Origin of the sequence: Pantoea sp. Ap-870 (genome assembly GCF_011752515.1) — a bacterium.
GTDB lineage: Bacteria > Pseudomonadota > Gammaproteobacteria > Enterobacterales > Enterobacteriaceae > Pantoea > Pantoea dispersa.
Genome location: NZ_VWXG01000003.1, coordinates 189846 through 214580 on the forward strand (window position 1 = coordinate 189846; position 24735 = coordinate 214580).

Below are 24735 nucleotides of genomic sequence, written 5' to 3' on the forward strand. Positions count from 1 at the left end.
GCGACGCAAACGTTCTCTTTACGCTGAAGTTACCACCGAATACGGCAATTAACCATAAGGAAAACGAGGGTGAAACCTTATCATCCTTTGTGCTGCCCCGGCAGCCACGACAGCACATCTCACTGCATTTATGTGATTTACCGCGCATATAATTCACCTGTTGCGCAGTAATTCAGCCGAATAATGGAACCTGTGCCGCAGACAAGGGAAATGGTTCGGGAGCAAAAAGCATTTTGGATTAGTTAAAGTAATGCGAATTGAGACCTGAAATTAGAATAAATCAAATGAAGGGCAATTTGGGTGCAGCGATGCACAATAATGGTGCCGGGGCGGGTTTTGCAGTGGCGTTACCGGGTGCGCACAGGGTCGCGATGGATGGCGACAACGCTGTGCAGTTCGGTGATTCATGAGCGGCAGCCGACTGCCACGCCCACCCTTGAGGGCGATCGCGTAACGTCAGTGCAGGAAAAACGGCACCTGAAAGGGTGCCGTAATAAGGAGGGTTAGCGGATCCAGCCGGGCAGGTCGTTGAGGCCCATGGCCTGCTTCAGCAGTAACGGCTTCACGCCAGGCAGCGTGTCGGCCAGCTTCAGCCCGACGTCGCGCAGCAGTTTTTTCGCCGGATGGTGCCCGGCAAACAGCTCACGGAAACCCTGCATTCCAGCCAGCATCAGCGCTGCGCTGTGCTTGCGGCTGCGTTCATAACGCCGCAAATAGAGATGCTGGCCGATATCTTTGCCCTGCTGATGCAGACGGCGGATTTCGCCAATCAGCTCGGCGGCATCCATAAAGCCGAGGTTAACCCCCTGCCCGGCCAGCGGATGGATGGTATGCGCCGCATCGCCCACCAGCGCCAGCCGGTGCGCAGCAAAGTTGCGGGCGTAACGCGCCATCAGCGGGAAAGTTTTCCGTTCGCTTTCCACCTGGCACAGACCAAGGCGCATATCGAATGCCACCGACAGCTGCTGGTTAAACAGCGCTTCCGGCATGGATTGCAGTCGCGCCGCTTCCTGCGGTGACAGCGACCAGACGATGGAACACAGGTGCGGATCCTGCATCGGCAGGAAGGCCAGAATGCCGTCGCCGTGGAACACCTGGCGCGCGATGGCATCGTGCGGCATATCGGTGCGTACATTGGCCACCAGCGCGTGATGTTCGTAATCCCAGAAGGTGATCGGGATATCCGCTTTGTCACGCAGCCACGAGTTGGCCCCGTCCGCAGCAATCAGCAGGCGCGCGCTCATCATGCTGCCGTCCTGCAGGGTAATAAAGGCTTCGTTATCGCCAAACGCCACCTGCTGCAGCTGAGCCGGCGCATTCAGCGTCACCTCGTTGCACTGGCTGGCGCGCTGCCACAGCGCACTGTGAATCACCTCGTTTTCAATGATATGTCCGAGGTGCGACAGCCCCTGCTGCTCGTCATCAAAGCTGATCGAGCCAAAGCTGTCCTGATCCCACACTTCCATGCCGTGATACGCGCTGGCGCGCAGCGCGAGAATGGTGGACCAGACATCGAGTTTTTGCAGCAGACGCTCGCTGGCGGCGTTGATGGCCGAGACGCGAACCGACGCTGGCGCCGCCGCATCAAATTGTGGCTCAGGCGCTTTTTCCAGCACCGCAACGCGCAGGCCGCTGCCCTGTAAGCCACAGGCCACCGCCAGACCGACCATGCCGCCACCGGCTATCGCCACATCAAATGTTTGCATTGCTGCCCCTTAATTCATGCTTAACGCTTAACCCAGCCGAGCGTGCGCACGGCAAGTGGGTTTCGCAGCCATGGCAGGTGGTCCATTGCCACCAGCCCAAGATTTCGTCCTGCCACCAGCGGGGCATAACGGTTGGCGAACAGCCGCACCAGACCGTCGGTGACGCCAATGGTCGCCGCGCGATCCGACTGGCGGCGCGCAGCAAAATGGTGCAACACCGCGTGGCTGCCCGGATCCTGCTGGTGACGATGCGCCGCCGCAAGGGTTTCCGCCAGCGACATCACATCGCGCAGTCCGAGGTTAAAGCCCTGCCCGGCGATCGGATGCAGCGTCTGCGCCGCATTGCCGACCAGCGCCAGCCGGTGCGTCACCTGACGCTCTGCGGTCTGCAGCGCCAGCGGATAGATTTCGCGCTGGCCGGCGTGAGTAAAGCGCCCCAGCCGCCAGCCAAAGGCGCGCTGTAATTCATGCAGGAAAGTGGCATCGTCCCACTGCTTAACCGTGGCTTCGGCGGCCGCCGGATGACACCACACCAGCGACAGACGGTTGCCGGACATCGGCAGCAGCGCCAGCGGGCCATGCCGGGTGAAGCGCTCAAACGCGCGACCCTGATGCGGCAACTGCGTCGCGACGTTGGCAATCACCGCCAGCTGCTGGTAGTCGTCGCGCTGCCAGCGCATGCCGCAGGATGCCGCCAGCGGCGAGCGTGCGCCGTCAGCGGCCACCAGCAGCGCGCCCTGTAACGTTGCGCCGCTGCTGAGCGTCGCCTGCACGCTATCGGCGCTGCGGGTTACTGAGGTAACGTGATCCGGGCAGCACAGCGTCACGCCGGGTGCCTCACGCAGACGTTTAAACAGGCGCTGTCCCACGTCATACAGCTCGACCACGTTGCCCAACGCCGACAGCTGATAATCCTCAGCCTGCAGCTGAACAAACCCGCTGTGCCCGCGATCGGAAACGTGGATGTGGGTAATGGGCGTGGCGCAATCCGCCAGCGAACGCCACAGGTCAATTTCCGCCAGCTGCTGACAGGTGCCCGCCGCCAGCGCGATGGCGCGCCCGTCAAAGCCCGGGTGCGCGCGGCTGTCCGGCTGATGACGTTCAATCAGCGTCACCGGCAACTGGCCCTGCGTCAGATGCGAAATCGCCAGTGCCAGCGTGGCGCCGGTCATGCCGCCGCCTGCAATCAGGATACTCATACGCCGCGCGCCGCCGCCATCAGTGCTTCGATCGCCTCAGCGTCTTTTACCACGCTGTCGGTCAGGTTTTCATTACCGTCGGCGGTGATGACGATGTCGTCTTCGATACGGATACCGATGCCGCGATACTGCGCCGGCACTTTGGCATCCGGCGCGATATACAGGCCCGGTTCAACGGTGAGCACCATGCCGGGTTCAAGCAGGCGGTCGCGGCTGGGCGTGCCGTAATGGCCGACGTCGTGCACGTCCAGCCCCAGCCAGTGACCAAGGCCGTGCATAAAGAACGGACGGTGCGCCTGCTCTTCAAACAGCGTATCGATATTGCCTTCCAGAATGCCCAGATCGACCAGACCAGTGATCATGATGCGCACCACTTCGTCGTTGACTTCATGGATGCTGATGCCCGGGCGGAACATCGACAGCGCCTTATACAGCGAGGCGAGCACGATGTCGTAGATCTCGCGCTGCGGCTGGCTGAATTTACCGTTTACCGGGAAAGTGCGGGTGATATCGCCGGCGTAGCCATGGAATTCGCAACCGGCATCAATCAGCACCAGATCGCCGTCGCGCATTTCGCTTTCGTTTTCGGTGTAGTGCAGAATGCAGCCGTTCTCACCGGAGCCCACAATGGTGTTGTAAGACGGAAAGCGCGCGCCGTGGCGGGTGAATTCGTGATGGATTTCGCCTTCCAGCTGATATTCAAACATGCCGGGACGGCACGCCTGCATCGCGCGGGTATGTGCCAGCGCGCTGATTTTTCCTGCGCGGCGCAGAATGGCGATCTCGTCTTCACTTTTAAACAGGCGCATCTCATGTACCCAGGGACGCCAGTCGGTCAGCGTCGCCGGCGCGCTGAGGTTTTGCCGGAAACCACGGCGCAGTTTCTCCAGCGCGCTGAACACCAGCGTATCCGCTTCCGCGTATTCACCCTGTGCGTGATAGACCACATCGAGTCCGTTGAGCAGCTGGTGCAGCTGCTCGTCAATCGCATCCCACGGGAGCGCGCGGTCAACGCCCAGCTTCGCCGGTGCGGCTTCCTGACCAAGCCGACGCCCGAACCAGATCTCTGCCGTCAGGTCGCGTACGCGGTTAAACAGCACGCTGTGGTTATGATTGTCATCGCTCTTGATTAATACCAGCAGCGCCTGCGGCTCGTTGAAGCCGGTGAAGTACCAGAAGTCGCTGTTCTGGCGAAAGGGATATTCGGTGTCGTTGCTGCGCGTCACTTCAGGTGCAGCAAAAATCAAAGCCGCGCTGCCGGGCGCCATGCGGGCGATCAGCGCCTGACGACGTTGCCGGAAGGATTCCAGTGTAATCATATTTGCACTCCCTGTAGAAAACGGGCAGCGACCTGCCCACGATGACGCGCTTAGTGTAGCGTAGGTTTTTGCACTTCCGGTGCGGTCGGCGTGCGTGGCCGGGTGAAGGTGTCATGGCACAGCAGCGCGGCAACGCGCACGTACTCAATCACCTCTTCCAGCGACTGTTCGAGCTCTTCCTGATCTTCATCTTCATCGTAGCCAAGTTGCGCAATGGTGCGCAGATCGTCAATCGCTTCGCCGGTCTCACCGGTCACTTTGTCCAGCTTTGGCTGCGTCACGCCCAGGCCCAGCAGGAAGTGATTGACCCAGCCGGCCAGCGCGTCAGCACGATCGAACACCGTGATGTCCTCCTCATCCGGCAGCATCAGCTGGAACAGGAAACCCTCTTCATCCAGCGTGTTGGCCAGGTTTTCATGCAGCGCCTGCAGCGGCTGCGACAGGCTTTGCGAGAACGCCATGCCCTCGTTAGTCAGGTCATGCACCAGGGTTTTCCAGCTGCTATCCTGATTGCCGCCGCACAGAATGCCACACAGCAGCCCGTGCATCTCGGCGGGCGTCATGCCTACGCCCTGCTGGGAAAGTGCCGCGGCCAGCGCGTTGTAAGTGGGTGTTGCGTTCTGTAAAGACATAAGCTTTGGTCGTCGTTGGCAGAATAAGTTCGTGTTATGCTACCACCAGGTGCCTCAGGGTTTCCAGAAAAGGGGTTGTAACTTATCACGCGGGTCTATATAGTTGCGCACCTCCCAACCCATTGACAGGTAAGGGAGATGCGAACGAAGTAATCAGTCAGGATGGTGGCATGTCTGCACAACCGGTAGATATTCAGATTTTTGGTCGTTCATTGAGAGTGAATTGTCCGCCTGAACAGCAAGATGCGCTGAATCTGGCCGCAGAGGATCTCAATCAACGGTTGCAAGATTTAAAAGTTCGCACTAGAGTCACAAATACAGAGCAGCTGGTGTTCATCGCCGCGTTAAACATTTGCCACGAGCTGGCACAAGAGAAAGGTAAAACGCGCGATTACGCAGCCAATATGGAACAACGCATCCGTATGCTGCAGCAGACCATTGAGCAGGCATTAGTTGAGCAAGGTCGCATAACTGAACGTCAGGGCCCTAAATTCGAATAACACTTCATGGTACTCGTGTTAGAGTAACGGTGAAGTCAATTTTCTCTGAGATGTTTGCAAGCGGGCCAGTCCCCTGAGCCGATATTTCATACCAACAGAGTGTGACGCTCTGTAACCTGTGAGCATGCTCGGTCCGTCCGAGAAGCCTGATGGTTACGACGGCATACTCACCTTGAACCAAGGGTTCAAGGGTTACAGCCTGCGGCGGCATCTCGGAGATCTCCTCTTAGTTCCACCCTGTTATTCCCGGTGTGATAATGTGGCTATCAACAGCCTTATCAGCCGGGGACATCATGCCAGCACCTTCTCTTCTCGACCGTCAGGATATTCGTCAGCATGTGCGCCATCTGCGCCGCAATCTTACGCCTGAGCAACAGGTTGAGGCCGCCGATCTGCTGGCTGAACATGCCATTAATTTTGCCCCGCTGGCCAGCGCACAACGCATCGCGCTGTTTCTCTCCGTCGACGGCGAAATCAATACCCGACCGCTGATTGCCAAACTGTGGCAGCAAAAGAAGCAGGTCTTTCTGCCGGTGCTGCACCCGTTTGCGCCCGGTCATTTGCTTTTTTTGCGCTACACGCCAGAAACCCCGCTGCGGCCTAACAAGCTGCGCATCCCTGAGCCGCCGCTGGATATTACGCAGCTGGCGACACTCGATCAGCTGGATGTGATGCTGGTACCGCTGGTGGCGTTTGACGCGCAGGGACAACGCTTAGGCATGGGCGGGGGTTTTTACGATCGCACGCTACAGCACTGGCAGCAGCATGGTTTTTTACCGCTGGGTATTGCGCACGACTGCCAGCGCGTCGATGCGCTGCCGGTGGCGGCCTGGGATGTGCCATTGCCGGCGATTCTCACGCCGTCAAAGCTGTGGCAGTGGGAAACGCTGGCGGGATAAAGACAGGGCGCCCAGCGGCGCCCTGCACTGTCAGTACAGCAGACGGGCGCGCATGGTGCCTGGAATCGCCTTCATCAGCTGCAGCGCTTTCTCGGCCACATCTTCTTCGGCATCAATATCGATAACCACATAACCCATCACTGGCGAGGTTTGCAGATACTGAGCGGCAATGTTGATGCCCTGCTCGGCAAAGATCTGGTTGATGGCGGTCAGCACGCCCGGGCGGTTTTCATGGATGTGCAGCAGGCGGCTGGCGCTGGCAGCGTGCATCGGCAGCGAGACTTCCGGGAAGTTTACTGCGGAGAGCGTCGAGCCGTTGTCAGAGTACTTGGCCAGCTTGCCAGACACTTCCAGACCGATGTTCTCCTGCGCTTCCTGCGTTGATCCGCCGATGTGCGGCGTCAGGATCACGTTGTCGAATTCGCACAACGGCGAGTTAAACGGATCGCTATTGGTTGCAGGTTCAACCGGGAAGACGTCGATGGCGGCACCGGCGAGGTGCTTGCTGGCCAGCGCATTACACAGCGCCGGGATGTCGATCACGGTGCCGCGCGCGGCGTTGATCAGCAGCGCACCGGGCTTCATCAGCGCCAGCTCTTCGCTGCCAATCATGTTCTGCGTGGACGGCGTTTCCGGCACGTGCAGGCTGACCACATCACTCATGTTCAGCAGGTCAGAGAGATGGCGCACCTGGGTGGCATTGCCCAGCGGCAGCTTGTTTTCGATATCGTAGAAAAATACGTGCATGCCGAGGCTTTCCGCCAGCACGCCGAGCTGCATCCCGATATGGCCGTAGCCAATGATACCCAGCTTCTTACCACGCGCTTCGTACGAACCGGTGGCGATTTTATTCCAGATGCCGCGGTGTGCTTTGGCATTGGCTTCCGGAATGCCGCGCAGCATCAGCAGCATTTCGCCGATCACCAGTTCCGCGACCGAACGGGTATTGGAGAACGGGGCGTTGAACACCGGCACGCCGCGTTTCGCTGCCGCGCTGAGATCAACCTGGTTAGTACCAATACAGAAGCAGCCCACCGCCACCAGCTTTTCAGCCGCCGCGAAGATCTCTTCAGTCAGTTGGGTACGGGAACGGATACCAATGAAGTGGGCATCGCGGATGGAGGACTTCAGCGTCTCAGCATCCAGTGCGCCTTTGTGGAACTCGATGTTGGTGTAACCTGCGGCGCGCAGATTATCCAGCGCACTCTGGTGAACGCCTTCCACCAGCAGGAACTTAATCTTGTCTTTTTCCAGTGATACCTTTGCCATTTCCCGACCCTATTCAGAATTCAACGAGGACTACCATAAGGTAGCCTTCTGTCAAAATATCAAAATTTTCCGGCGCGGCAATACAAACGATTGCCTGCACGCCAGCACGCGCCCACGTGCAGACAACACAAATCCACACAAAATCGTGAGATGACGAGAGCGCAAAGTACGAACCTGCTGTTGATGAATCATTTGTGACATAAGTCACCAAATTTTACTGCAGCAAGAAAAGATGTTTTGCGAATGGAAATAACCGGCGCTGGCGGCGCGCCGGTGAGATCAATTGGTGATGGTTTTCACGCCGTCCGGCGTGCCAATCAGCGCAATATCCGCTCCGCGTGCGGCAAACAGCCCCACGGTGACGACGCCCGGCAGCGCATTGATGGTTTTTTCCAGCGCAATCGGGTCAAGGATGCGCAGATTATGTACGTCGAGAATAATGTTGCCGTTATCCGTAACCACGTGCTGACGATACTCCGGCAGGCCGCCCAGCTTCACCAGCTCCCGCGCCACATAAGCGCGCGCCATCGGAATCACCTCCACCGGAAGCGGGAAGTTGCCCAGCACATCGACCTGTTTGGACGCATCCGCGATGCAGATAAATTTCTGCGCCACCGCCGCAACAATTTTCTCACGCGTCAGCGCTGCGCCGCCGCCCTTGATCATCTGCATCTGTGGATTGATCTCATCAGCACCGTCGACATAGACCGAAAGCGCATCCACGTTGTTGAGATCGAACACCGGAATGCCCAGCGATTTGAGCTTTTCGGTTGAGGCTTCCGAACTGGAAACCGCGCCCTCGATCTGATCCCTGATGGTACCAAGCGCGTCAATAAAATGCGCCGCCGTTGAACCGGTGCCTACGCCAACAATGGTGCCTGGCTGCACGTACTGCAGCGCTGCCCAACCTACCGCTTTTTTCAGTTCATCCTGGGTCATGGTATGTTTAAAACCTGTGCGACATCGAAGTGCGCGTAGTATAAAACAAGGCGCTGTCAAAAAGCGCGGCTGACGGACGTTGGATGTAAGCCTTTGGAAGCCAGCCCGCAAAAACGCGTCGGCCGCACAGCTTCGCCGTTTTATGGCATAGTAGTTTCCACCCTGAACGAGAGAGAACAACAATGAAACGCCCGGATTATCGAACGCTTCAGGCGCTGGATGCTGTGATTCGCGAACGCGGCTTTGAGCGTGCCGCCCAGAAGCTGTGCATCACGCAGTCTGCGGTGTCGCAGCGCATTAAACAGCTGGAAAATTTATTTGGTCAGCCGCTGCTGGTGCGTACCGTGCCGCCGCGCCCGACCGAGCAGGGACAAAAATTGCTGGCGCTGCTGCATCAGGTGGAGCTGCTGGAAGAAGAGTGGCTGGGCGATGATAACGGCGGCACCACGCCGCTGCTGCTGTCGCTGGCGGTGAACGCCGACAGTCTTGCTACCTGGCTGCTGCCGGCGCTGAAAGATGTGCTGGCCGACTCGCCGGTGCGCCTGAATCTGCAGGTGGAAGATGAAACCCGCACGCAGGAGCGTTTACGGCGCGGTGAGGTGGTCGGGGCGGTGAGTATCCAGCCGCAGCCGTTGCCAAGCTGTCTGGTGGATCAGCTGGGTGCGCTGGACTATCTGTTCTGCGCCTCGCCGGAGTTTGCCGCGCGCTATTTCCCCAATGGCGTGACGCGCTCGGCGCTGCTGAAAGCCCCGGCGGTGGCGTTTGATCACCTTGACGATATGCATCAGGCCTTTTTGCAGCAGAACTTTGATTTATCGCCGGGCAGCGTGCCGTGCCACATCGTGAACTCGTCAGAGGCTTTTGTGCAACTGGCGCGACAGGGATCGGTGTGCTGTATGATTCCGCACCTGCAGATTGAGCGCGAGCTGGCGCAGGGAGAGCTGGTTGATTTGACGCCGGGTCTGTATCAGCGCCGGATGCTGTACTGGCACCGTTTCGCGCCGGAAAGCCGTCTGATGCGCAGCGTGACCGATGCACTGATTGCCCACGGCCATCGCGTATTGCGCCAGGATGAAGTTGCGGCTTAGCGCCGTTCAGATTAGCGCACAACAGTCGTAGCGGCGCGATTCATCGCGCGTTTTAACAGCGGTTCTGCTGCTGGAAAGCGCGATGAATCGCGCCGCTACAATTTTACAGGCTAACTTACTGCGCCGTATTCGGTTTGATTTCGAACACCACATCCACCTGATCGTCAAAATGGATGCTCTGCTGCTCGTAGGTCTGCTGCGCGGTGGTGTCCGCTGCGGCACCGGCCGCTTTGTACATGCGCGCCATCGGCATCGGCTGGTAGTTAGCCACGTGATAGCGAATGCTGTACACCGGGCCCAGTTTGGCGTTGAAGCCTTCCGCCAGGGCGCTCGCCTGCTGTGTGGCATTGGCAATCGCCGCTTTACGCGCCTGATCTTTGTAGCTGTCCGCGTTAGCCACGCCCAGCTCAACAGAACGAATCTCATTCAGGCCCGATTTCAGCGCACCGTCCAGCAGCTCATTCAGCTTGTCCAGCTGGCGCAGCGTCACTTCCACCTGACGCACCGCACGGTAGCCTTTCAGCACCGATTTACCCTCTTTGGTGTAGTCATACTCCGGCTGGGTGCTGAGATTAGCCGCATCAATATCTTTCTTCTCGATGCCGTTCTTTTGCAGGAAATCAAAATATTGCGCCACGCGGTCGTCAGCCTGTTTTTTTGCATCCGCCGCGTCTTTCGACGAAACATTCACCACGATGGAGAGCGTAGCCATATCCGGACGGGCATCCACGCTGGCCTGTCCTGATGTCACCACGTGCGGTCCGTTCGGCACTTCTCCCGCCTGGACCAGACCGGACAGTGCGCCCGTGCTCATTACGGCGGCCAGCGCCAGTGCTTTCAGTTTCACGAAAGTCCTCCTTGAAGGGTTCAATTTGCAGGTCGCCACTATGGCGAAACCCAAAACACATTACTATGCGTGATGGTCTGAGTTTGAAATTAGCAAAAAGTTCGGCTTTGCTCAGGTTTAACGTATCCGCGATCGCAAATTTATCGCTACAGATTCGCTGAAAAGCGCCGCCTGCGTTTCTATTAAAGAAACACTTCTGCCCCTCGGGAGAGTTGTATTATGACAGAACAGCCACTTAGCCAAAGCGCGGTCAGCGTGCGAGCCGGACGCACACGCTTTATGATGCTGGCACTGGTGTTTATCAACATCATCATTAACTACATGGATCGCACCAACCTGTCGGTGGCCGCCACGCAGATGGCCGGTGAACTGCGCTTCTCGCCGCTGGAGATGGGGCTGATCTTCTCGGCGTTCGGCTGGATCTATGCGGCGCTGCAAATTCCCGGCGGATTCCTGATCGATCGTCTCGGTGCGCGGCTGGTATACGGCGCGGGGCTGTTTGCCTGGTCGCTGATCACCGCACTGCACGCTTTTGCCAGCAGCTTCGGCGCGCTGTTCGGTCTGCGCCTCGGCGTCGGCGCCTTCGAGGCACCGGTGATGCCGGCTAACAATCGGGTGATTTCCAGCTGGTTCCCCGAGCAGGAGCGTGCCAGTGCAATTGGCATCTACTCGTCCGCACAGTTTGTTGGCCTCGCCTGTATGACGCCGCTGCTGTTTCACGTGCAGGCTGCGTTTGGCTGGCGCGGGCTGTTTCTGATTACCGGCGTGGCGGGCATGATTTGGGCGCTGGTGTGGTATCTGCTGTATCGCGAGCCGCACCAGCACAAAGGTGTATCAGAGGCTGAACTTAACTATCTGCGTGACAACGGCGCACTGCTGGAAAATCGCCAGGGCAGCCAGGCGCCGCGTGCACGCTGGGCCGATCTGGCGCAGATGTTTCGCAGCCGCAAGCTGGTCGGCATCTATATTGGCCAGTTCACCATCTCTGCCACCTTCTGGTTTTTCCTAACCTGGTTTCCCACCTATCTGGTGGAGTATCGCCACATGGACTTTATCAAGAGCGGCTACGTGGCGTCGCTGCCCTACTTCGCGGCGTTTTGTGGTGTGCTGCTGGCTGGCTTTGCCTCAGACCGCATGATCCGGCGCGGCGTGTCAGCCAGCGTGGCGCGCAAGCTGCCGGTGATCCTCGGCCTGTTCCTCACGCTGTTTATTCTGGGTGCTAACTACACCGAAGATTCACGGCTGATCATCCTTTTTATGTCGCTGGCGTTTTTTGGTAATGGCCTGGCGACCATCACCTGGGTGTTTGTTACCGCGCTGGCGCCGCGCCATCTGATCGGTCTGGCCGGCGGCGTATTTAACTTTACCGGCGCGCTGTCATCAATCGTGGTGCCGATCGCCATCGGTGCCCTGATTGACGGCAGCAACTTCGCGCCGGCGCTGGCCTTTATCGCCGTGCTGGCCGCTATTGGCATCTGCAGCTATCTGTTTGTGGTAGGAAAAATTGACCATGTCAGCGCGCGCTGATGAGCCGTTTCGCCAGCGCGTGCAGCTGTTGCAGACGCTGCGCCAGCTGGGCTTCATCGGCCTGCCAGATTTTGGCGAAGGCCAGCGCCGCGCGGTTGTTATTGATCGGCTGCGCCATACTGATTTCGCCGTCCTCGCGATGCCACATCAGATAATCCTGCGCACGCTTCTGCGCCAGCAGCGGGGCAATCTGCGCCCACTGTTCGTCACTGAAGCGTGGCCGCAGCACCTCGTCACTCTCCGCCGCCAGCAGCGCGACGCCAATCACCGACTGCCACGCTGGCAGCATGCGGAATCCGGCCAGCGCCTGGCTGGTACTGGTGCGCTCGCCGGGCTCCGAGTGCCAGATGTAGATGACCTGGTCCTCCCACAGCACGCCAAGCGCCACCACGATGTCGCGCGGCGCGTGCGCCTCCAGCTGCGGCAGTGCCGAAGCAAACAGCGACGATCCACGAATGGCCTGCGCCGCCAGCGCATGAATGCCCGGGCCCGGCAGATAACGCCGGTGTTCATCCTGAATCGTCAGGCCGATGGACGCCATGGTCATCAGCAGACGGTTTACCCGCGTGCTGTTCATCCCCATCTGGCGCGCCAGTTCACGGCCGCCGACCGCTTTGTCACTGGATACCAGATATTGCAGGCAGCGAATTCCGTCAATCAGGCTCTGGTTGGGTTGCGAAGACATAAATCACCTTGTGACGGTAAAAATTCAATCTTAGCAGCCTTCAGGCGGGAGTAACCTCATGATGCAAACTTTCTCTTCTCAGGCCGCGCGTGCCTTTCCGTTGCAGTCGTTACACGCCGATGTGCTGGTCGCCGGCGGCGGTCTGGCTGGCGTGTGCGCCGCGCTGGCTGCGGCACGCGCGGGCCAGCAGGTGGTGCTGATTCAGGATCGCCCGGTCCCCGGCGGCAACGCCTCCAGCGAAGTGCGGCTGTGGGCCAACGGCGCGACGTCGCATATGGGTAATAACAACCGCTGGGCGCGTGAAGGCGGCATCATGGGCGAGATCATGGAGGAGAACCTGTGGCGCAACAAAGAGGGCAACCCGGTGCTGTTCGACATGGTGCTGCTGGACATCGTGCAGGCGCAGCCGCGCCTGACGCTGCTGCTCAATACCGTAGTCAGCGACATCGAAAAATCCGCACAGCGCCTGCAGGCGGTTCAGGCTTTCAACGCCATCAATCAGACCCGCTATCGCGTGACGGCCGACCAGTTTATTGATGCCAGCGGCGACGGCGTGCTCGGCTATCTGGCCGGGGCCGCGCACCGTGTGGGCGCAGAATCACCGCAGGAGTTTGGCGAAAAAATGGCGCCGGGCGAGCAGTTTGGCCACAAGCTCGGCCACTCAATTTATTTTTATACCAAACGCAGCGCGCAGCCGGTGCGCTTTGTACCGCCCTCCTTTGCGCTGAAAGAGATCACCGCCATTCCGCGCTATAAACGCCTGAGCTCCGATCTCAACGGCTGCGATCTGTGGTGGCTTGAGTGGGGCGGCCGGCTGGATACCGTGCATGAAAGCGAAACCATCAAGTGGGAGCTGTGGAAGATTGTCTGGGGCGTGTGGGATTACATCAAAAATTCCGGCGAGTTTGCCGATGCCGACACGCTGACCATTGAATGGGTTGGGCTGATTCCCGGCAAGCGCGAGAGCAGACGCTTTCTCGGCGATACTCTGCTGTGTCAGCAGGATATCATCGCGCAGCGCGACCACTACGATGCGGTGGCCTACGGCGGCTGGTCGATTGACCTGCATCCGGCCGACGGCGTGTACAGCGCTCACGACGGCTGTCGCCAGTTCCACAGCAAAGGCACTTACACCATTCCGTTTCGGGCGCTGTACAGCCAGTCACTGGATAATCTGCTGCTGACCGGTCGGCTTATCTCTGCCACACACGTTGCCTTTGGCAGCGCGCGCGTGATGTGCACCTGTGGCGTGCTGGGCGAAGTGGTGGGCCGCGCGGCGGCGCTGTGTCAGCAGCATAACCAGACACCGCGTCAGCTGGCGCAGCCGGAGCATATTGGTCAGCTGCAGCAACAGCTGCTGCGCCACGGCGCGTACATTCCGCGTCAGCAGCTGGCGCATCCGGCCGGTGCCGCTCAGGTCAGCGCCAGCAGCACCTTCGCGCTGCACGCCCTGCCCGCGGATGGCGGCTGGCACGCCCTTACCTCACGCTGCGCCCTGCTGCTGCCGCTTAAAGCCGGAGAACGCCTGCCGGCGCTGACGGTGCGGCTGCGGGCGTCATCCGCGCAGACGCTGCAGGTTTCACTGCTGACCAGCGACAATCCGGCCAATACCTGCGGCGATCGGCTGCTGGCCACACACAGCCTGCAGATTAGCGGTGAAGAGGCGTATTCGCTGCCGTTTGACTACCGTGCGGAGTGCGATCGCTACCTGTTTATCGCCTTTGAAGAAAATCCGGCGGTTGAAGTGGCGCTCACCCGCCAGCGCCTGCCGGGCATTATGATGGTCTTCAACAGCCTCAATCCGCGCGTCGCGAAACGCACCCGGCAGATAAACGACGGCGATTACGGCGTGGAAGAGTTTGATTTCTGGCTACCGCGCCGCGCGCCCAATCAGATCCTGATCGCGTTTAGTCTGGCGACACCGCTGCGGCTGTGGCACTGCGACTATTTGCTCAACGGTAAACTGCGGCCGGAAAGTCACACCAACGGCTGGCTGCCGGCAGCGGACGATTGCCAGCCGTGGGTGTGCTGGCAGTGGCCGGACGCGCAGCGCGCCAGCCAGATTACGTTGCTGTTCGATAACGATTTCGATCATGCGATGGAAACGGTGCAGATGGGCCATGCGCAGGCGGTGACGCCGCACTGCACTATCCACTATCGCCTGTGGCTGGATGACAGGCTGCTGGCCGAGGTCAGCGATAATCATCACTCGCTGTGCCATCATGCGCTGCCCCCGGATACCGCGTTCCGCCAGATTCGGCTGGAGCTGCTGGCCAGCGCAGGCGCCCTGCCCGCGCTTTACGGCCTGCATGTGCATCACCAGCCGGCGATGCCCTGACGCGCCAGCTGCAGGGCGATAAACCACATCACGCCGCCCACCAGCAAATTAATGATGCGCTGCGCGCGCACGGTGCGCAGGCGCGGCGACAGCCAGGCGGCCAGCAGCGCCAGACCGAAAAACCACAGCAGCGAGGCGCTGGCGGTGCCGAAAGCAAACCAGCGGCGCGCCTCCGCCGACGGCAGCTGACTGCCGAGGCTGCCGAGCACCACGAAGGTGTCGAGATAGACATGCGGATTGAGCCAGGTCACCGCCAGCATAGTAGCGACAATGCGCCAGCGCCCCTGCTTCAGCGCCGCCTCTGACGCCAGCGTGACATCGCCCTGCCAGGCACTGCGCAACGCGCCCCAGCCGTACCACAGCAGAAACGCCACGCCAGCCCAGGTGATCAGCATCAGCAGAACCGGCGACTGCTGCAACAGCGCGCTGCCGCCAAATATTCCGCCATAGATCAGCGCAATGTCGCTCAGTGTGCACAACGACGCGGTCATCAAATGGTAGTGGCGCTTAATGCCCTGGTTCAATACGAAGGCGTTCTGCGGGCCTAACGGCAGGATCAGCGCAGCACCAAGGGCAAGCCCTTGTAAGTAAACAGATAACACAGAAGAGTTCCTGAAAAAGGGGTGTTGCTGTGCAGTATAGTGAGGCGCGGATATTAGCGGAAATGGAAAGAATTAATCGGTCATTAGCGTAGCTGATAAAACAAGGGCACCCGCAGGTGCCCAGATAATTTACTCGCTGCGCGCAGGCTGCTGCGCCTCGCTCTGCACCTGATGCAGGTGCACGTCCATCTGCGGATAAGGAATACCGATACCGTGCGCATCCAGCGTGCGCTTGAAGTTCTTCATCAGATCCCAGTAGACGTTCTGCAGATCACCGCTTTTGCTCCAGCAGCGCACCACAAAGTTCAGCGACGATGCCGCCAGTTCGTTCAGGCCAATCTGAATACCCAGATCTTTCAGTACGCGCTCGTCAGCTTCCACCACTTCACGCAGCAGATCGATCACCTGATCGACATCCGCATCGTAGGCGACGCCAATAATGAACTCGTTGCGGCGGATAGGTTCGCGCGAAAAGTTAACGATGTTGCCGGCGATGATTTTGCCGTTTGGCACCACCACGATTTTGCCGTCAGCGGTTTTCAGCGTGGTCGAGAAGATCTGTACATTCTGTACGGTCCCCATTACGCCACCGAGATCGACGAACTCACCGGTGCGGAATGGACGGAAGGTCACCAACAGTACGCCTGCCGCCAGGTTGGAGAGCGACCCCTGCAGTGCCAGACCGACGGCCAGACCGGCAGCACCGAGCACGGCAATCACCGAGGCGGTCTGCACACCGACGCGGCCCAGCGCGGCAATAATCGTGAAGGCAATGATACCGTAGCGCACCAGCGCCGAGAGGAAATCAGCCACGGTGGCATCAATATGACGCGCGACCAGCAGGCGATTGACGCCGTTCGATACCACGCGCGCGATAATCATCCCGACAATAATGATGGCGATAGCCGCCACGATGTTCACCGCATAGCTGAGGATCAGCGCCTGGTTGCGCACCAGCCAGCCACCTGCATTGTTAATGCCGTCAACGACGTTAAGATCTTCCATTTGTTAGCCCTGTTGTTGAGTTTCCCGCAGGAAAGTACAAAAACTGCCAGATTCAATCCGACACTCCCGAGTACAAGGGTAAACAATAATGGGGCGAAGCGCCAAAAATGTGCTGTATAAACCGGGATTTCCAGACGGGACGCATAAAAAAAGGCCCTTTCGGGCCTTTTTGTACGGTAAGCAAAAATTACAGTACGTCGACAGCGTTCAGCTCTTTGAAAGCCTGCTCTAAGCGCACAACCATGGAAGATTGTGCCGCACGCAGCCAGACGCGTGGGTCGTAGTATTTTTTGTTCGGGCTGTCAGCGCCGTTAGGGTTGCCAAGCTGACCCTGCAGGTACGCTTCGTTGGTTTTGTAGTACTGCAGGATGCCGTCCCAGGTTGCCCACTGGGTATCGGTATCGATGTTCATCTTGATCACGCCGTAGCTGATAGACTCTTCGATTTCTGCAGCAGAAGAACCGGAACCGCCGTGGAATACGAAGTCCAGCGCGTTGTGCGGCAGGCCGTGTTTCTCTGAAACGTATTTCTGCGAATCACGCAGAATGGTTGGAGTCAGTTTCACGTTGCCTGGCTTGTACACGCCGTGCACGTTACCGAAGGACGCAGCGATGGTGAAACGCGGGCTGATTTTGCTCAGCTCGGTGTAAGCGTAATCTACGTCTTCTGGCTGAGTGTACAGTGCAGAAGCGTCCATGTGGCTGTTGTCCACACCATCTTCTTCACCACCGGTGCAGCCCAGTTCGATTTCCAGCGTCATATCCAGTTTCGCCATGCGCGCCAGATATTTAGAAGAAATCTCGATGTTCTCTTCCAGTGACTCTTCAGACAGGTCGATCATGTGTGAGGAGAACAGTGGCTTACCGGTTTTTTTGAAGTGCTCTTCACCAGCATCCAGCAGGCCGTCGATCCACGGCAGCAGTTTCTTCGCACAGTGGTCGGTGTGCAGGATTACTGGCACGCCGTACTGTTCAGCCATCAGATGCACATGGTGTGCACCAGCGATTGCGCCGAAAATCGCAGCGCCCTGTGGTTTGTCGGTTTTGAAACCTTTACCGGCGATGAAGGCAGCACCACCGTTGGAGAACTGAACGATGACCGGCGCTTTAACTTTAGCCGCAGCTTCCAGTACTGCGTTGATGGAATCCGTGCCGACGCAGTTAACGGCTGGCAGAGCGAATTTGTTTTCTTTCGCTACTTTGAAGATTTTCTGAACGTCATCACCAGTGACAACGCCGGGTTTTACGAAATCAAAAATTTTAGACATGGTTGTGTCCTGTTTCGTTTATCGTCCACTCCCCAATGGGAATGCGATCTGTTCGCCCACAGCGGGCAAGCCTTCAGACAGCGCCGAAGCGCTGCCCCCAAAAATTACTGCTTCGCGCGCTCTTCCAGCATGGCTACTGCCGGCAGTTTTTTGCCTTCCACGAACTCGAGGAACGCACCGCCACCGGTAGAGATGTAGGAGATTTTGTCCTCGATACCGAACAGGTCGATAGCCGCCAGGGTATCACCGCCGCCGGCAACAGAGAACGCGTCGCTGTCTGCGATAGCGTTGGCAACGATTTCGGTGCCCTTACGGAAGTTCGGGAACTCAAACACGCCAACCGGACCGTTCCACAGAATGGTTTTTGCGTCTTTCAGCAGTTTCGCCATGTTCTGTGCGGTTTCGTCACCGAAGTCCATAATTTCTTCGTTATCCGCTACTTCGGAAACCTTTTTCACGGTTGCCGGGGCAGTTTCGGAGAATTCCGTGCCGACGCGTGAATCGGTAGGTACCGGAATGCCGTACTGGTCGCGCAGGCCCTTAGCGGCCTCAACGAAGTCTGGCTCGTACAGCGATTTGCCGACGTTGTTGTCGATCGCCACGAAGGTGTTAGCGATACCGCCACCGACAATCACGGTGTCAGCGATTTTCACCAGCGACTGCAGCACGTCGAATTTGGTGGACACTTTAGAACCACCCACCACGGCGACCAGCGGACGCTGTGGATTGCTCATCACTTTGCCCAGCGCTTCCAGTTCGGCAGACAGCAGCGGACCGGCACAGGCGATAGGAGCGAATTTGCCCACGCCGTGAGTAGACGCCTGCGCGCGGTGCGCGGTGCCGAATGCATCCATGACGAACACGTCACACAGCGCGGCATATTTCTTCGACAGGGTTTCGTCGTCTTTTTTCTCGCCTTTGTTGAAGCGAACGTTTTCCAGCACCACCAGTTCACCCGCGCCCACTTCAACGCCGTCGAGGTAGTCTTTCGCCAGGGTCACGTTAGTGCCGTTCAGTTTTTCTTTCAGGTAGTTAACAACCGGCAGGAGGGAGAACTCTTCGTTGTATTCACCTTCGGTCGGGCGACCCAGGTGAGAGGTAACCATCACTTTCGCGCCCTGTTTCAACGCCGCTTCGATGGTAGGCAGAGAAGCACGAATACGTGCATCTGACGTCACTTTCCCTTCTTTCACTGGTACGTTGAGATCGGCACGGATCAGAACGCGTTTACCAGCAAGATCCAGATCGGTCATCTTAATTACAGACATGGTGAACCCTCTCGTTGATTCTCATAAGTTTTGCCAGACGCAGTCCGCGTCTTACCTGAAACCGCTTGCGGCCATTGCTAACGTGGTGTCGATCATGCGGTTAGCAAAGCCCCATTCGTTGTCACACCAGACCAGGGTTTTGATCAGGTGGTGACCGCTGACCCGCGTTTGCGTGCCGTCCACTATGGCACTGTGCGGATCGTGGTTAAAATCTACTGAGACTAACGGTAATTCCGTATAGTCAACTATACCACGAAATGCCCCCTCTGACGCGTTTTGCAGCAACGCGTTGACCTCACACGCCTTCACCGCCTGGCGCACCGAAACGCTCAGATCAATGGCGGTGACGTTGATCGTTGGCACGCGCACCGCGATAGCCTCGAAGCGATCGTTAAATTTCGGAAAAATACGGGTAATGCCAGCGGCAAGACGCGTATCGACCGGAATGATCGACTGACTGGCGGCACGGGTACGGCGCAGGTCGCTGTGATACGCGTCAATCACCTGCTGATCGTGCATCGCCGAGTGAATGGTGGTCACGGTGCCCGACTCAATGCCAAAGGCGTCATCCAGCAGCTTGATCACCGGAATAATGCAGTTGGTGGTGCAGGATGCGTTGGAGACAATGCGGTCAGTTTGTTTAAGAGCCTGTTCGTTAACGCCGAACACTACGGTGGCATCCAAATCGTTGCCGCCGGGATGCGAGAACAACACTTTCTTCGCGCCAGCCTGCAGATGCGCTTCACCATCGTCGCGGCTGCCGTACACGCCGGTGCAGTCCAGCACGATATCGACATTCAGCTCGCGCCACGGCAGCGCGGCAATCTCAGCCTGATGCAGGATACGGATGGTATCGTCACCAACCCACAGCTGATCGCGCTCCTGGCGGACGTCAAAGGCAAAGCGGCCGTGGCTGGTGTCGTACTTCAGCAGATGCGCCATGCCAGCCGCTTCCGCCAGTTCGTTAATCGCCACTACGGTGATTTCCGCCCGGCGACCGGTTTCATACAGCGCACGCAACACGTTGCGCCCGATACGACCAAAACCATTTATTGCGATACGAATGGTCATCTCACTTCCTGCAGCCACACCTGAAAAAACGTGCCAAATACCTTGAGCGTTTCGCTGCGTTTTGTACAGGGAATTCTTGCCCGGTTACGGTTGCTGACGGAGAGCACACGGCTGCAACTGAAACGGTTCAGCGAGAATAAAGCATGGAAGGAATAACAGGAATGATTGCGATCAACTGTGCTGCTGATTATTGGATCTGCGTCACAAATTCAGGCAATGAAAATTATTACTGCAGGAATAATTGAACCGTTTCAGGTTCAGGCGATAACAGGGCCGCCGATCTGCATATCGGTGTCGCGGCGCAATTTATTGCGCGTGGTTAAGCATGAAGATAGCAGCAGAAATGCGCGATGAATCGCGCCGCTACAACGCGCAGCGGCGCGACGGGTTACGCGAAATTACAGAATCGATTTCGCGGTTTTCACTACGTTGGCCACGGTGAAGCCGAACTCTTCGAACAGCTTCTCAGCTGGCGCTGACTCACCGAAGGTGGTCATGCCAACGATGGCACCGTGCAGGCCGGTGTATTTGAACCAGTAATCCGCAATACCGGCTTCGATAGCAACGCGTGCGCCAACTGCTTTCGGCAGCACAGACTCACGATAAGCCGCATCCTGCTTATCAAACGCATCGGTAGACGGCATGGACACCACGCGCACCTTACGACCTTCCGCGCTCAGCTGCTCGTAAGCGCCGACCGCCAGCTCAACTTCAGAACCGGTCGCAATCAGAATCAGCTCCGGCGTGCCGTCGCAATCTTTCAGCACGTAACCACCGCGCGCCACGTTAGCCAGCTGCTCAGCGCTACGATCCTGCTGCGCCAGGTTCTGACGCGAGAAGATCAGGGCTGATGGGCCGTCAACGCGCTCGATAGCGTATTTCCACGCCACCGCAGATTCCACCTGGTCACACGGACGCCACAGGCTCATGTTCGGGGTGGTGCGCAGGCTGGCCATCTGCTCAACCGGCTGGTGCGTCGGGCCATCTTCACCCAGACCGATAGAGTCGTGGGTATAAACCATCACCTGACGGATTTTCATCAGCGCCGCCATGCGTGCCGCGTTACGCGCGTACTCGACGAACATCAGGAAGGTTGCGGTGTACGGCAGGAAGCCACCGTGCAGCGCGATACCGTTGGCGATAGCAGTCATACCAAACTCACGCACGCCGTAATGAATGTAGTTGCCTGCGGCATCTTCATTGATCGGCTTCGAGCCGGACCACATGGTCAGGTTGCTTGGCGCCAGGTCAGCCGAGCCGCCCAGATATTCCGGCAGCAGCTTACCGAAAGCTTCGATGGCATTCTGCGATGCTTTACGGCTGGCGATCTTCGCCGGATTAGCCTGCAGCTGCTCAATGAACTTCTGCGATTCCGCCTGCCAGTTAGCGGGCAGCTCGTTGTTCACACGGCGTTTGAACTCTGTGGCCAGTTCCGGATGCGCAGCGGCGTAAGCAGCAAACTTCTCGTCCCAGGCTTTCTCTTTCGCCTGGCCGGCTTCTTTGGCATCCCACTGTGCGTAGATTTCAGAAGGAATTTCAAATGGCGCGTAGTTCCAGCCCAGCTGTTTGCGGGTCAGTGCGATTTCGTCGTCACCCAGCGGGGCACCGTGCGAATCGTGCGTACCGGCTTTGTTCGGGGAACCGAAACCGATGATGGTTTTGCACATCAGCAGCGATGGCTTGTCGGTGACCGCTTTGGCTTCTTCTACCGCTTTTTTGATCGCGTCGGCGTCGTGACCGTCCACGCCACGCACCACGTGCCAGCCGTACGCTTCGAAGCGTTTGGCGGTGTCGTCGGTGAACCAGCCATCCACGTGGCCGTCGATAGAGATGCCGTTGTCGTCATAGAACGCCACCAGCTTGCCGAGCTTCAGGGTACCGGCGATGGAGCACACTTCGTGTGAGATGCCTTCCATCATGCAGCCGTCGCCCATGAACACGTAAGTGTGATGGTCTACGATGTCATGGCCCGGACGGTTGAACTGCGCCGCCAGCGTGCGCTCAGCAATGGCGAAGCCCACGGCGTTCGCGATGCCCTGACCCAGTGGGCCGGTGGTGGTTTCTACGCCTGCGGTGTAGCCGTATTCCGGGTGACCTGGGGTTTTAGAGTGCAGCTGACGGAAGTTCTGCAGCTCGCTCATCGGCAGGTCATAGCCGGTGAGGTGCAGCAGGCTGTAAATCAGCATCGAGCCGTGGCCGTTGGACAGCACGAAACGGTCGCGATCTGCCCACAGCGGGTTAGTTGGATTGTGGTTCAGGAAATCACGCCACAGCACTTCAGCGATATCGGCCATGCCCATTGGGGCACCCGGATGTCCTGATTTCGCTTTCTGTACTGCATCCATACTTAACGCGCGAATGGCGTTGGCAAGCTCTTTACGAGAGGGCATCTTCTACTCCAGGTCGGATTAATGCTCCGCCACGCTTAACTGATTGTAATTAATGAGTTATAAGGCGAAGCGAGAAAAAAGTCGCACATCAATGTACATGAAAATCGGGGCAAAAGTACATGTATCAGGATGCTAAATCTGCGGTTCAGGGTTGCATTTCGGGGCCTGTCTGCTAGCCAATCCGCCCCTGGCACGCTATAACCAATGCGTTTAAACACCTGCGTGGTTTTTCAGGTGTTTGTTTTCTCTACTTGTTACTCAAAGGATGCTGATATGAAAATTCGCGCCATGGTTGTCGCGCTGGGAATGGTTTCGCTGCTGAGCGGCTGCGAAGGAATGGATAATAACGCACTGTTGCAGTCCGGCGCGCAGGCGTTTCAGGCTTACTCACTGAATGACGCCCAGGTTAAAGAGCTGAGCGATCAGTCATGTGCCCAGATGGATAAAGAGAACCAGCTGGCGCCGGCCAACAGCAGCTATCAGCAGCGGCTGAACAAAATCGCCGCCGCGCTGGGCGATAACATCAACGGCGTACCGGCCAACTACAAGGTGTATCTGACCAAAGACGTCAACGCCTGGGCGATGGCGAATGGCTGTATCCGCGTTTATAGCGGTCTGATGGATATGATGAGCGACAACGAAGTGGAAGGCGTGCTCGGCCATGAAATGGGCCACGTCGCGCTCGGCCACACGCGCAAAGCGATGCAGGTGGCTTTCGCGACCACGGCGGCACGCAATGCTGCGGCGTCGGTGGGTGGCGTGATTGGTTCGCTGTCGCAGTCACAACTGGGCGAAATGGGCGAGAAGCTGGTTAACGCGCAGTTCTCACAGACCCAGGAGTCGCAGGCGGATGACTATTCGTACGATCTGCTGAAGAAGCGCGGCATTAATCCGCTTGGTCTGGCGACCAGCTTCGAGAAGCTGGCGAAGCTGGATCAGGGCCGCCAGAGTTCGATGTTTGACTCGCATCCGGATTCTGAGTCGCGCGCACAGCATATTCGCGACCGCATCGCGGCGGATGGGAAGTAGTCGCCGGTCTTCCCCTCACCCCAGCCCTCTCCCGCTCGCGGGAGAGGGAGCAGTCCGTGCTGTTCTCTCCGCCCGCTCGATCGGTTCCCTCTCCCGCATGCGGGAGAGGAAGCGGTCCGTGCTGTTTTCACCGCCCGCTCGATCAGTTCCCTCTCCTGGGGGAGAGGGTCAGGGTGAGGGCAGTCGTCCGCACCGCCGCTTAACCTTTATTCGCCGCCTGCACGTGCAGCATATCCAGCGCCAGCGTGGCAGCGGCCAGTGAGGTCAGGTCGGCGTGATCGTAGCCCGGCGCCACTTCCACCAGATCCATCCCCACAATGTTCATGCCCTGCAGGCCGCGAATCAGCTTAGTGGCTTTATCGCTGGTCAGGCCGCCAATCACTGGCGTACCGGTGCCTGGCGCATGGGCCGGATCGAGGCAGTCGATATCAAACGTCAGGTACACCGGCAGATCGCCCACGGTGCGCTTCACTTCGGCCAGAATATCGTCCACGCTGCGGTCATTAACCTGCGCGGCGTCCAGCACGTTGAAGCCCAGGCTCTTATCGAACTCGGTACGGATACCAATCTGCACCGAATGCTGCGGATCGATCAGCCCTTCCTGCGGCGCAGTGTAGAACATGGTGCCGTGGTCAAAAGTCGGGCCGTTGGAGTAGGTATCGGTATGCGCATCGAAGTGCACCAGCGCCATCTTGCCGAAGTGTTTGGCGTGCGCGCGCAGCAGCGGCAGCGTGACGTAGTGATCACCGCCAAAAGTCAGCATGCGCTTGCCGTTCGCCAGCAGCTTTTCCGCGTGCGCCTGCAGCTTATCGGACAGATCCTGTGAATCGCCGAAGGCGTACACCAGATCGCCACAGTCCACCACATTGAGGCGCTGACGCAGATCGAAATCCCACGGCCAGCGGCAGCCTTCCCACGCCAGGTTAGTGGAGATCTGACGGATCGCGCCCGGCCCTAAACGGCTGCCCGGCCGGCCTGACGTCGCGGCATCAAACGGCACACCGGTAATCACCCACTCGGCGTCGCTGTCGTAAGGCTGGAAGTTCAGCGGAAAACGCATGAAACCGAAGGCGTTTGAAACCAGGGAGTTGTCGTACTGATTGCCCAGCGTGTTGTACATAACGAGTCCTCTTAAATCCTTAAATCGGTTAGCCA

Annotated in this window: 21 protein-coding genes and 1 other RNA gene; 7 read left to right on the top strand and 15 right to left on the bottom strand. The window is 58.4% G+C overall.

All coding sequences use genetic code 11. From position 1 onward, the window contains the following. Positions 1 to 503: 503 nt before the first annotated feature. Genes ubiI through F3J41_RS10075 form a run of 4 tightly spaced genes read right to left on the bottom strand, consistent with a single transcriptional unit; the run spans position 504 to position 4856 of the window. Positions 504 to 1706, bottom strand: coding sequence for an FAD-dependent 2-octaprenylphenol hydroxylase (gene ubiI, locus F3J41_RS10060; protein WP_166710967.1), 1203 nt, complete (start codon positions 1704 to 1706; stop codon positions 504 to 506). Between the two features lie 20 nt (positions 1707 to 1726). Continuing rightward, positions 1727 to 2905 (bottom strand): 2-octaprenyl-6-methoxyphenyl hydroxylase, encoded by a 1179-nt coding sequence (ubiH, locus tag F3J41_RS10065; protein WP_166710969.1) that lies wholly within the window; start codon positions 2903 to 2905, stop codon positions 1727 to 1729. Beyond that, positions 2902 to 4224 carry a Xaa-Pro aminopeptidase gene (pepP, locus tag F3J41_RS10070; protein ID WP_150059332.1) on the bottom strand — a complete coding sequence of 441 codons (1323 nt, stop codon included), beginning with the start codon at positions 4222 to 4224 and terminating at the stop codon, positions 2902 to 2904. The genes ubiH and pepP overlap by 4 nt, the downstream gene beginning before the upstream one ends. Positions 4225 to 4274: 50 nt before the next feature. Continuing rightward, positions 4275 to 4856 carry a YecA family protein gene (locus tag F3J41_RS10075; RefSeq protein ID WP_058757098.1) on the bottom strand — a complete coding sequence of 194 codons (582 nt, stop codon included), beginning with the start codon at positions 4854 to 4856 and terminating at the stop codon, positions 4275 to 4277. Between the two features lie 170 nt (positions 4857 to 5026). Between F3J41_RS10075 and zapA the strand changes: the two genes are divergently transcribed. From zapA to F3J41_RS10090, 3 genes are all read left to right on the top strand, one after another. Then, positions 5027 to 5356 carry a cell division protein ZapA gene (gene zapA / locus F3J41_RS10080; protein ID WP_021506660.1) on the top strand — a complete coding sequence of 110 codons (330 nt, stop codon included), beginning with the start codon at positions 5027 to 5029 and terminating at the stop codon, positions 5354 to 5356. 39 nt (positions 5357 to 5395) lie between these two features. Beyond that, a non-coding RNA gene (gene ssrS, locus F3J41_RS10085) (6S RNA) lies at positions 5396 to 5579 on the top strand. A gap of 70 nt (positions 5580 to 5649) precedes the next feature. Next, positions 5650 to 6255, top strand: a complete 606-nt coding sequence (locus tag F3J41_RS10090) for a 5-formyltetrahydrofolate cyclo-ligase (RefSeq protein WP_058771549.1) — start codon at positions 5650 to 5652, stop codon at positions 6253 to 6255. Positions 6256 to 6285: 30 nt separating this feature from the next. On the opposite strand, the gene serA is transcribed toward F3J41_RS10090, so the two are convergent. After that, positions 6286 to 7524 carry a phosphoglycerate dehydrogenase gene (gene serA, locus F3J41_RS10095; protein ID WP_021506658.1) on the bottom strand — a complete coding sequence of 413 codons (1239 nt, stop codon included), beginning with the start codon at positions 7522 to 7524 and terminating at the stop codon, positions 6286 to 6288. 279 nt (positions 7525 to 7803) lie between these two features. Then, positions 7804 to 8463 (bottom strand): ribose-5-phosphate isomerase RpiA, encoded by a 660-nt coding sequence (gene rpiA / locus F3J41_RS10100; RefSeq protein ID WP_021506657.1) that lies wholly within the window; start codon positions 8461 to 8463, stop codon positions 7804 to 7806. A gap of 182 nt (positions 8464 to 8645) precedes the next feature. Between rpiA and F3J41_RS10105 the strand changes: the two genes are divergently transcribed. Further along, complete coding sequence (locus F3J41_RS10105; protein WP_021506656.1) at positions 8646 to 9551, top strand: LysR family transcriptional regulator ArgP; 906 nt, start codon at positions 8646 to 8648, stop codon at positions 9549 to 9551. A 115-nt stretch (positions 9552 to 9666) separates the two neighbouring features. Here F3J41_RS10105 and F3J41_RS10110 read toward each other — a convergent pair whose 3' ends face one another. Further along, positions 9667 to 10398, bottom strand: a complete 732-nt coding sequence (locus tag F3J41_RS10110; RefSeq protein ID WP_058771547.1) for an oxidative stress defense protein — start codon at positions 10396 to 10398, stop codon at positions 9667 to 9669. 219 nt (positions 10399 to 10617) lie between these two features. Here F3J41_RS10110 and F3J41_RS10115 point away from each other — a divergent pair, with 219 nt between their 5' ends. Further along, a complete protein-coding gene (locus F3J41_RS10115) occupies positions 10618 to 11925 on the top strand; it encodes an MFS transporter (RefSeq protein ID WP_166710971.1) in 1308 nt (435 codons plus the stop codon). Here the strand turns inward: F3J41_RS10115 and F3J41_RS10120 are convergent. After that, positions 11912 to 12610, bottom strand: coding sequence for an IclR family transcriptional regulator (locus tag F3J41_RS10120; protein ID WP_136546694.1), 699 nt, complete (start codon positions 12608 to 12610; stop codon positions 11912 to 11914). The genes F3J41_RS10115 and F3J41_RS10120 overlap by 14 nt on opposite strands. 61 nt (positions 12611 to 12671) lie before the next feature. Between F3J41_RS10120 and F3J41_RS10125 the strand changes: the two genes are divergently transcribed. Beyond that, a complete protein-coding gene (locus F3J41_RS10125) occupies positions 12672 to 14948 on the top strand; it encodes an FAD-dependent oxidoreductase (RefSeq protein ID WP_371815465.1) in 2277 nt (758 codons plus the stop codon). On the opposite strand, the gene argO is transcribed toward F3J41_RS10125, so the two are convergent. The 6 genes from argO to tkt form a co-directional block, all read right to left on the bottom strand. Beyond that, a complete protein-coding gene (gene argO, locus F3J41_RS10130) occupies positions 14927 to 15550 on the bottom strand; it encodes an arginine exporter ArgO (protein ID WP_166710975.1) in 624 nt (207 codons plus the stop codon). The two genes, F3J41_RS10125 and argO, sit on opposite strands and share 22 nt — an antisense overlap. A gap of 129 nt (positions 15551 to 15679) precedes the next feature. Further along, the gene (mscS, locus tag F3J41_RS10135) at positions 15680 to 16555 is read right to left on the bottom strand and encodes a small-conductance mechanosensitive channel MscS (RefSeq protein WP_021506650.1); all 876 of its coding nucleotides are present in this window, start codon (positions 16553 to 16555) and stop codon (positions 15680 to 15682) included. A gap of 187 nt (positions 16556 to 16742) precedes the next feature. Beyond that, positions 16743 to 17822 (bottom strand): class II fructose-bisphosphate aldolase, encoded by a 1080-nt coding sequence (gene fbaA / locus F3J41_RS10140; protein WP_058757103.1) that lies wholly within the window; start codon positions 17820 to 17822, stop codon positions 16743 to 16745. Positions 17823 to 17926: 104 nt separating this feature from the next. Beyond that, entirely contained in the window at positions 17927 to 19090 is a 1164-nt protein-coding gene (gene pgk / locus F3J41_RS10145) for a phosphoglycerate kinase (RefSeq protein ID WP_021506648.1), read from the bottom strand. A gap of 51 nt (positions 19091 to 19141) precedes the next feature. After that, positions 19142 to 20161 carry an erythrose-4-phosphate dehydrogenase gene (gene epd / locus F3J41_RS10150; protein ID WP_166710977.1) on the bottom strand — a complete coding sequence of 340 codons (1020 nt, stop codon included), beginning with the start codon at positions 20159 to 20161 and terminating at the stop codon, positions 19142 to 19144. A 398-nt stretch (positions 20162 to 20559) separates the two neighbouring features. Then, positions 20560 to 22551 carry a transketolase gene (gene tkt, locus F3J41_RS10155; protein WP_058757105.1) on the bottom strand — a complete coding sequence of 664 codons (1992 nt, stop codon included), beginning with the start codon at positions 22549 to 22551 and terminating at the stop codon, positions 20560 to 20562. A gap of 273 nt (positions 22552 to 22824) precedes the next feature. On the opposite strand from tkt, the gene F3J41_RS10160 reads away from it, so the two are divergent. Further along, positions 22825 to 23580: a M48 family metallopeptidase gene (locus tag F3J41_RS10160; protein WP_021506645.1), complete on the top strand. Its 756-nt coding sequence runs from the start codon at positions 22825 to 22827 to the stop codon at positions 23578 to 23580. A 199-nt stretch (positions 23581 to 23779) separates the two neighbouring features. Here F3J41_RS10160 and speB read toward each other — a convergent pair whose 3' ends face one another. After that, positions 23780 to 24700 (bottom strand): agmatinase, encoded by a 921-nt coding sequence (speB, locus tag F3J41_RS10165; RefSeq protein WP_021506644.1) that lies wholly within the window; start codon positions 24698 to 24700, stop codon positions 23780 to 23782. Positions 24701 to 24735 lie beyond the last annotated feature (35 nt).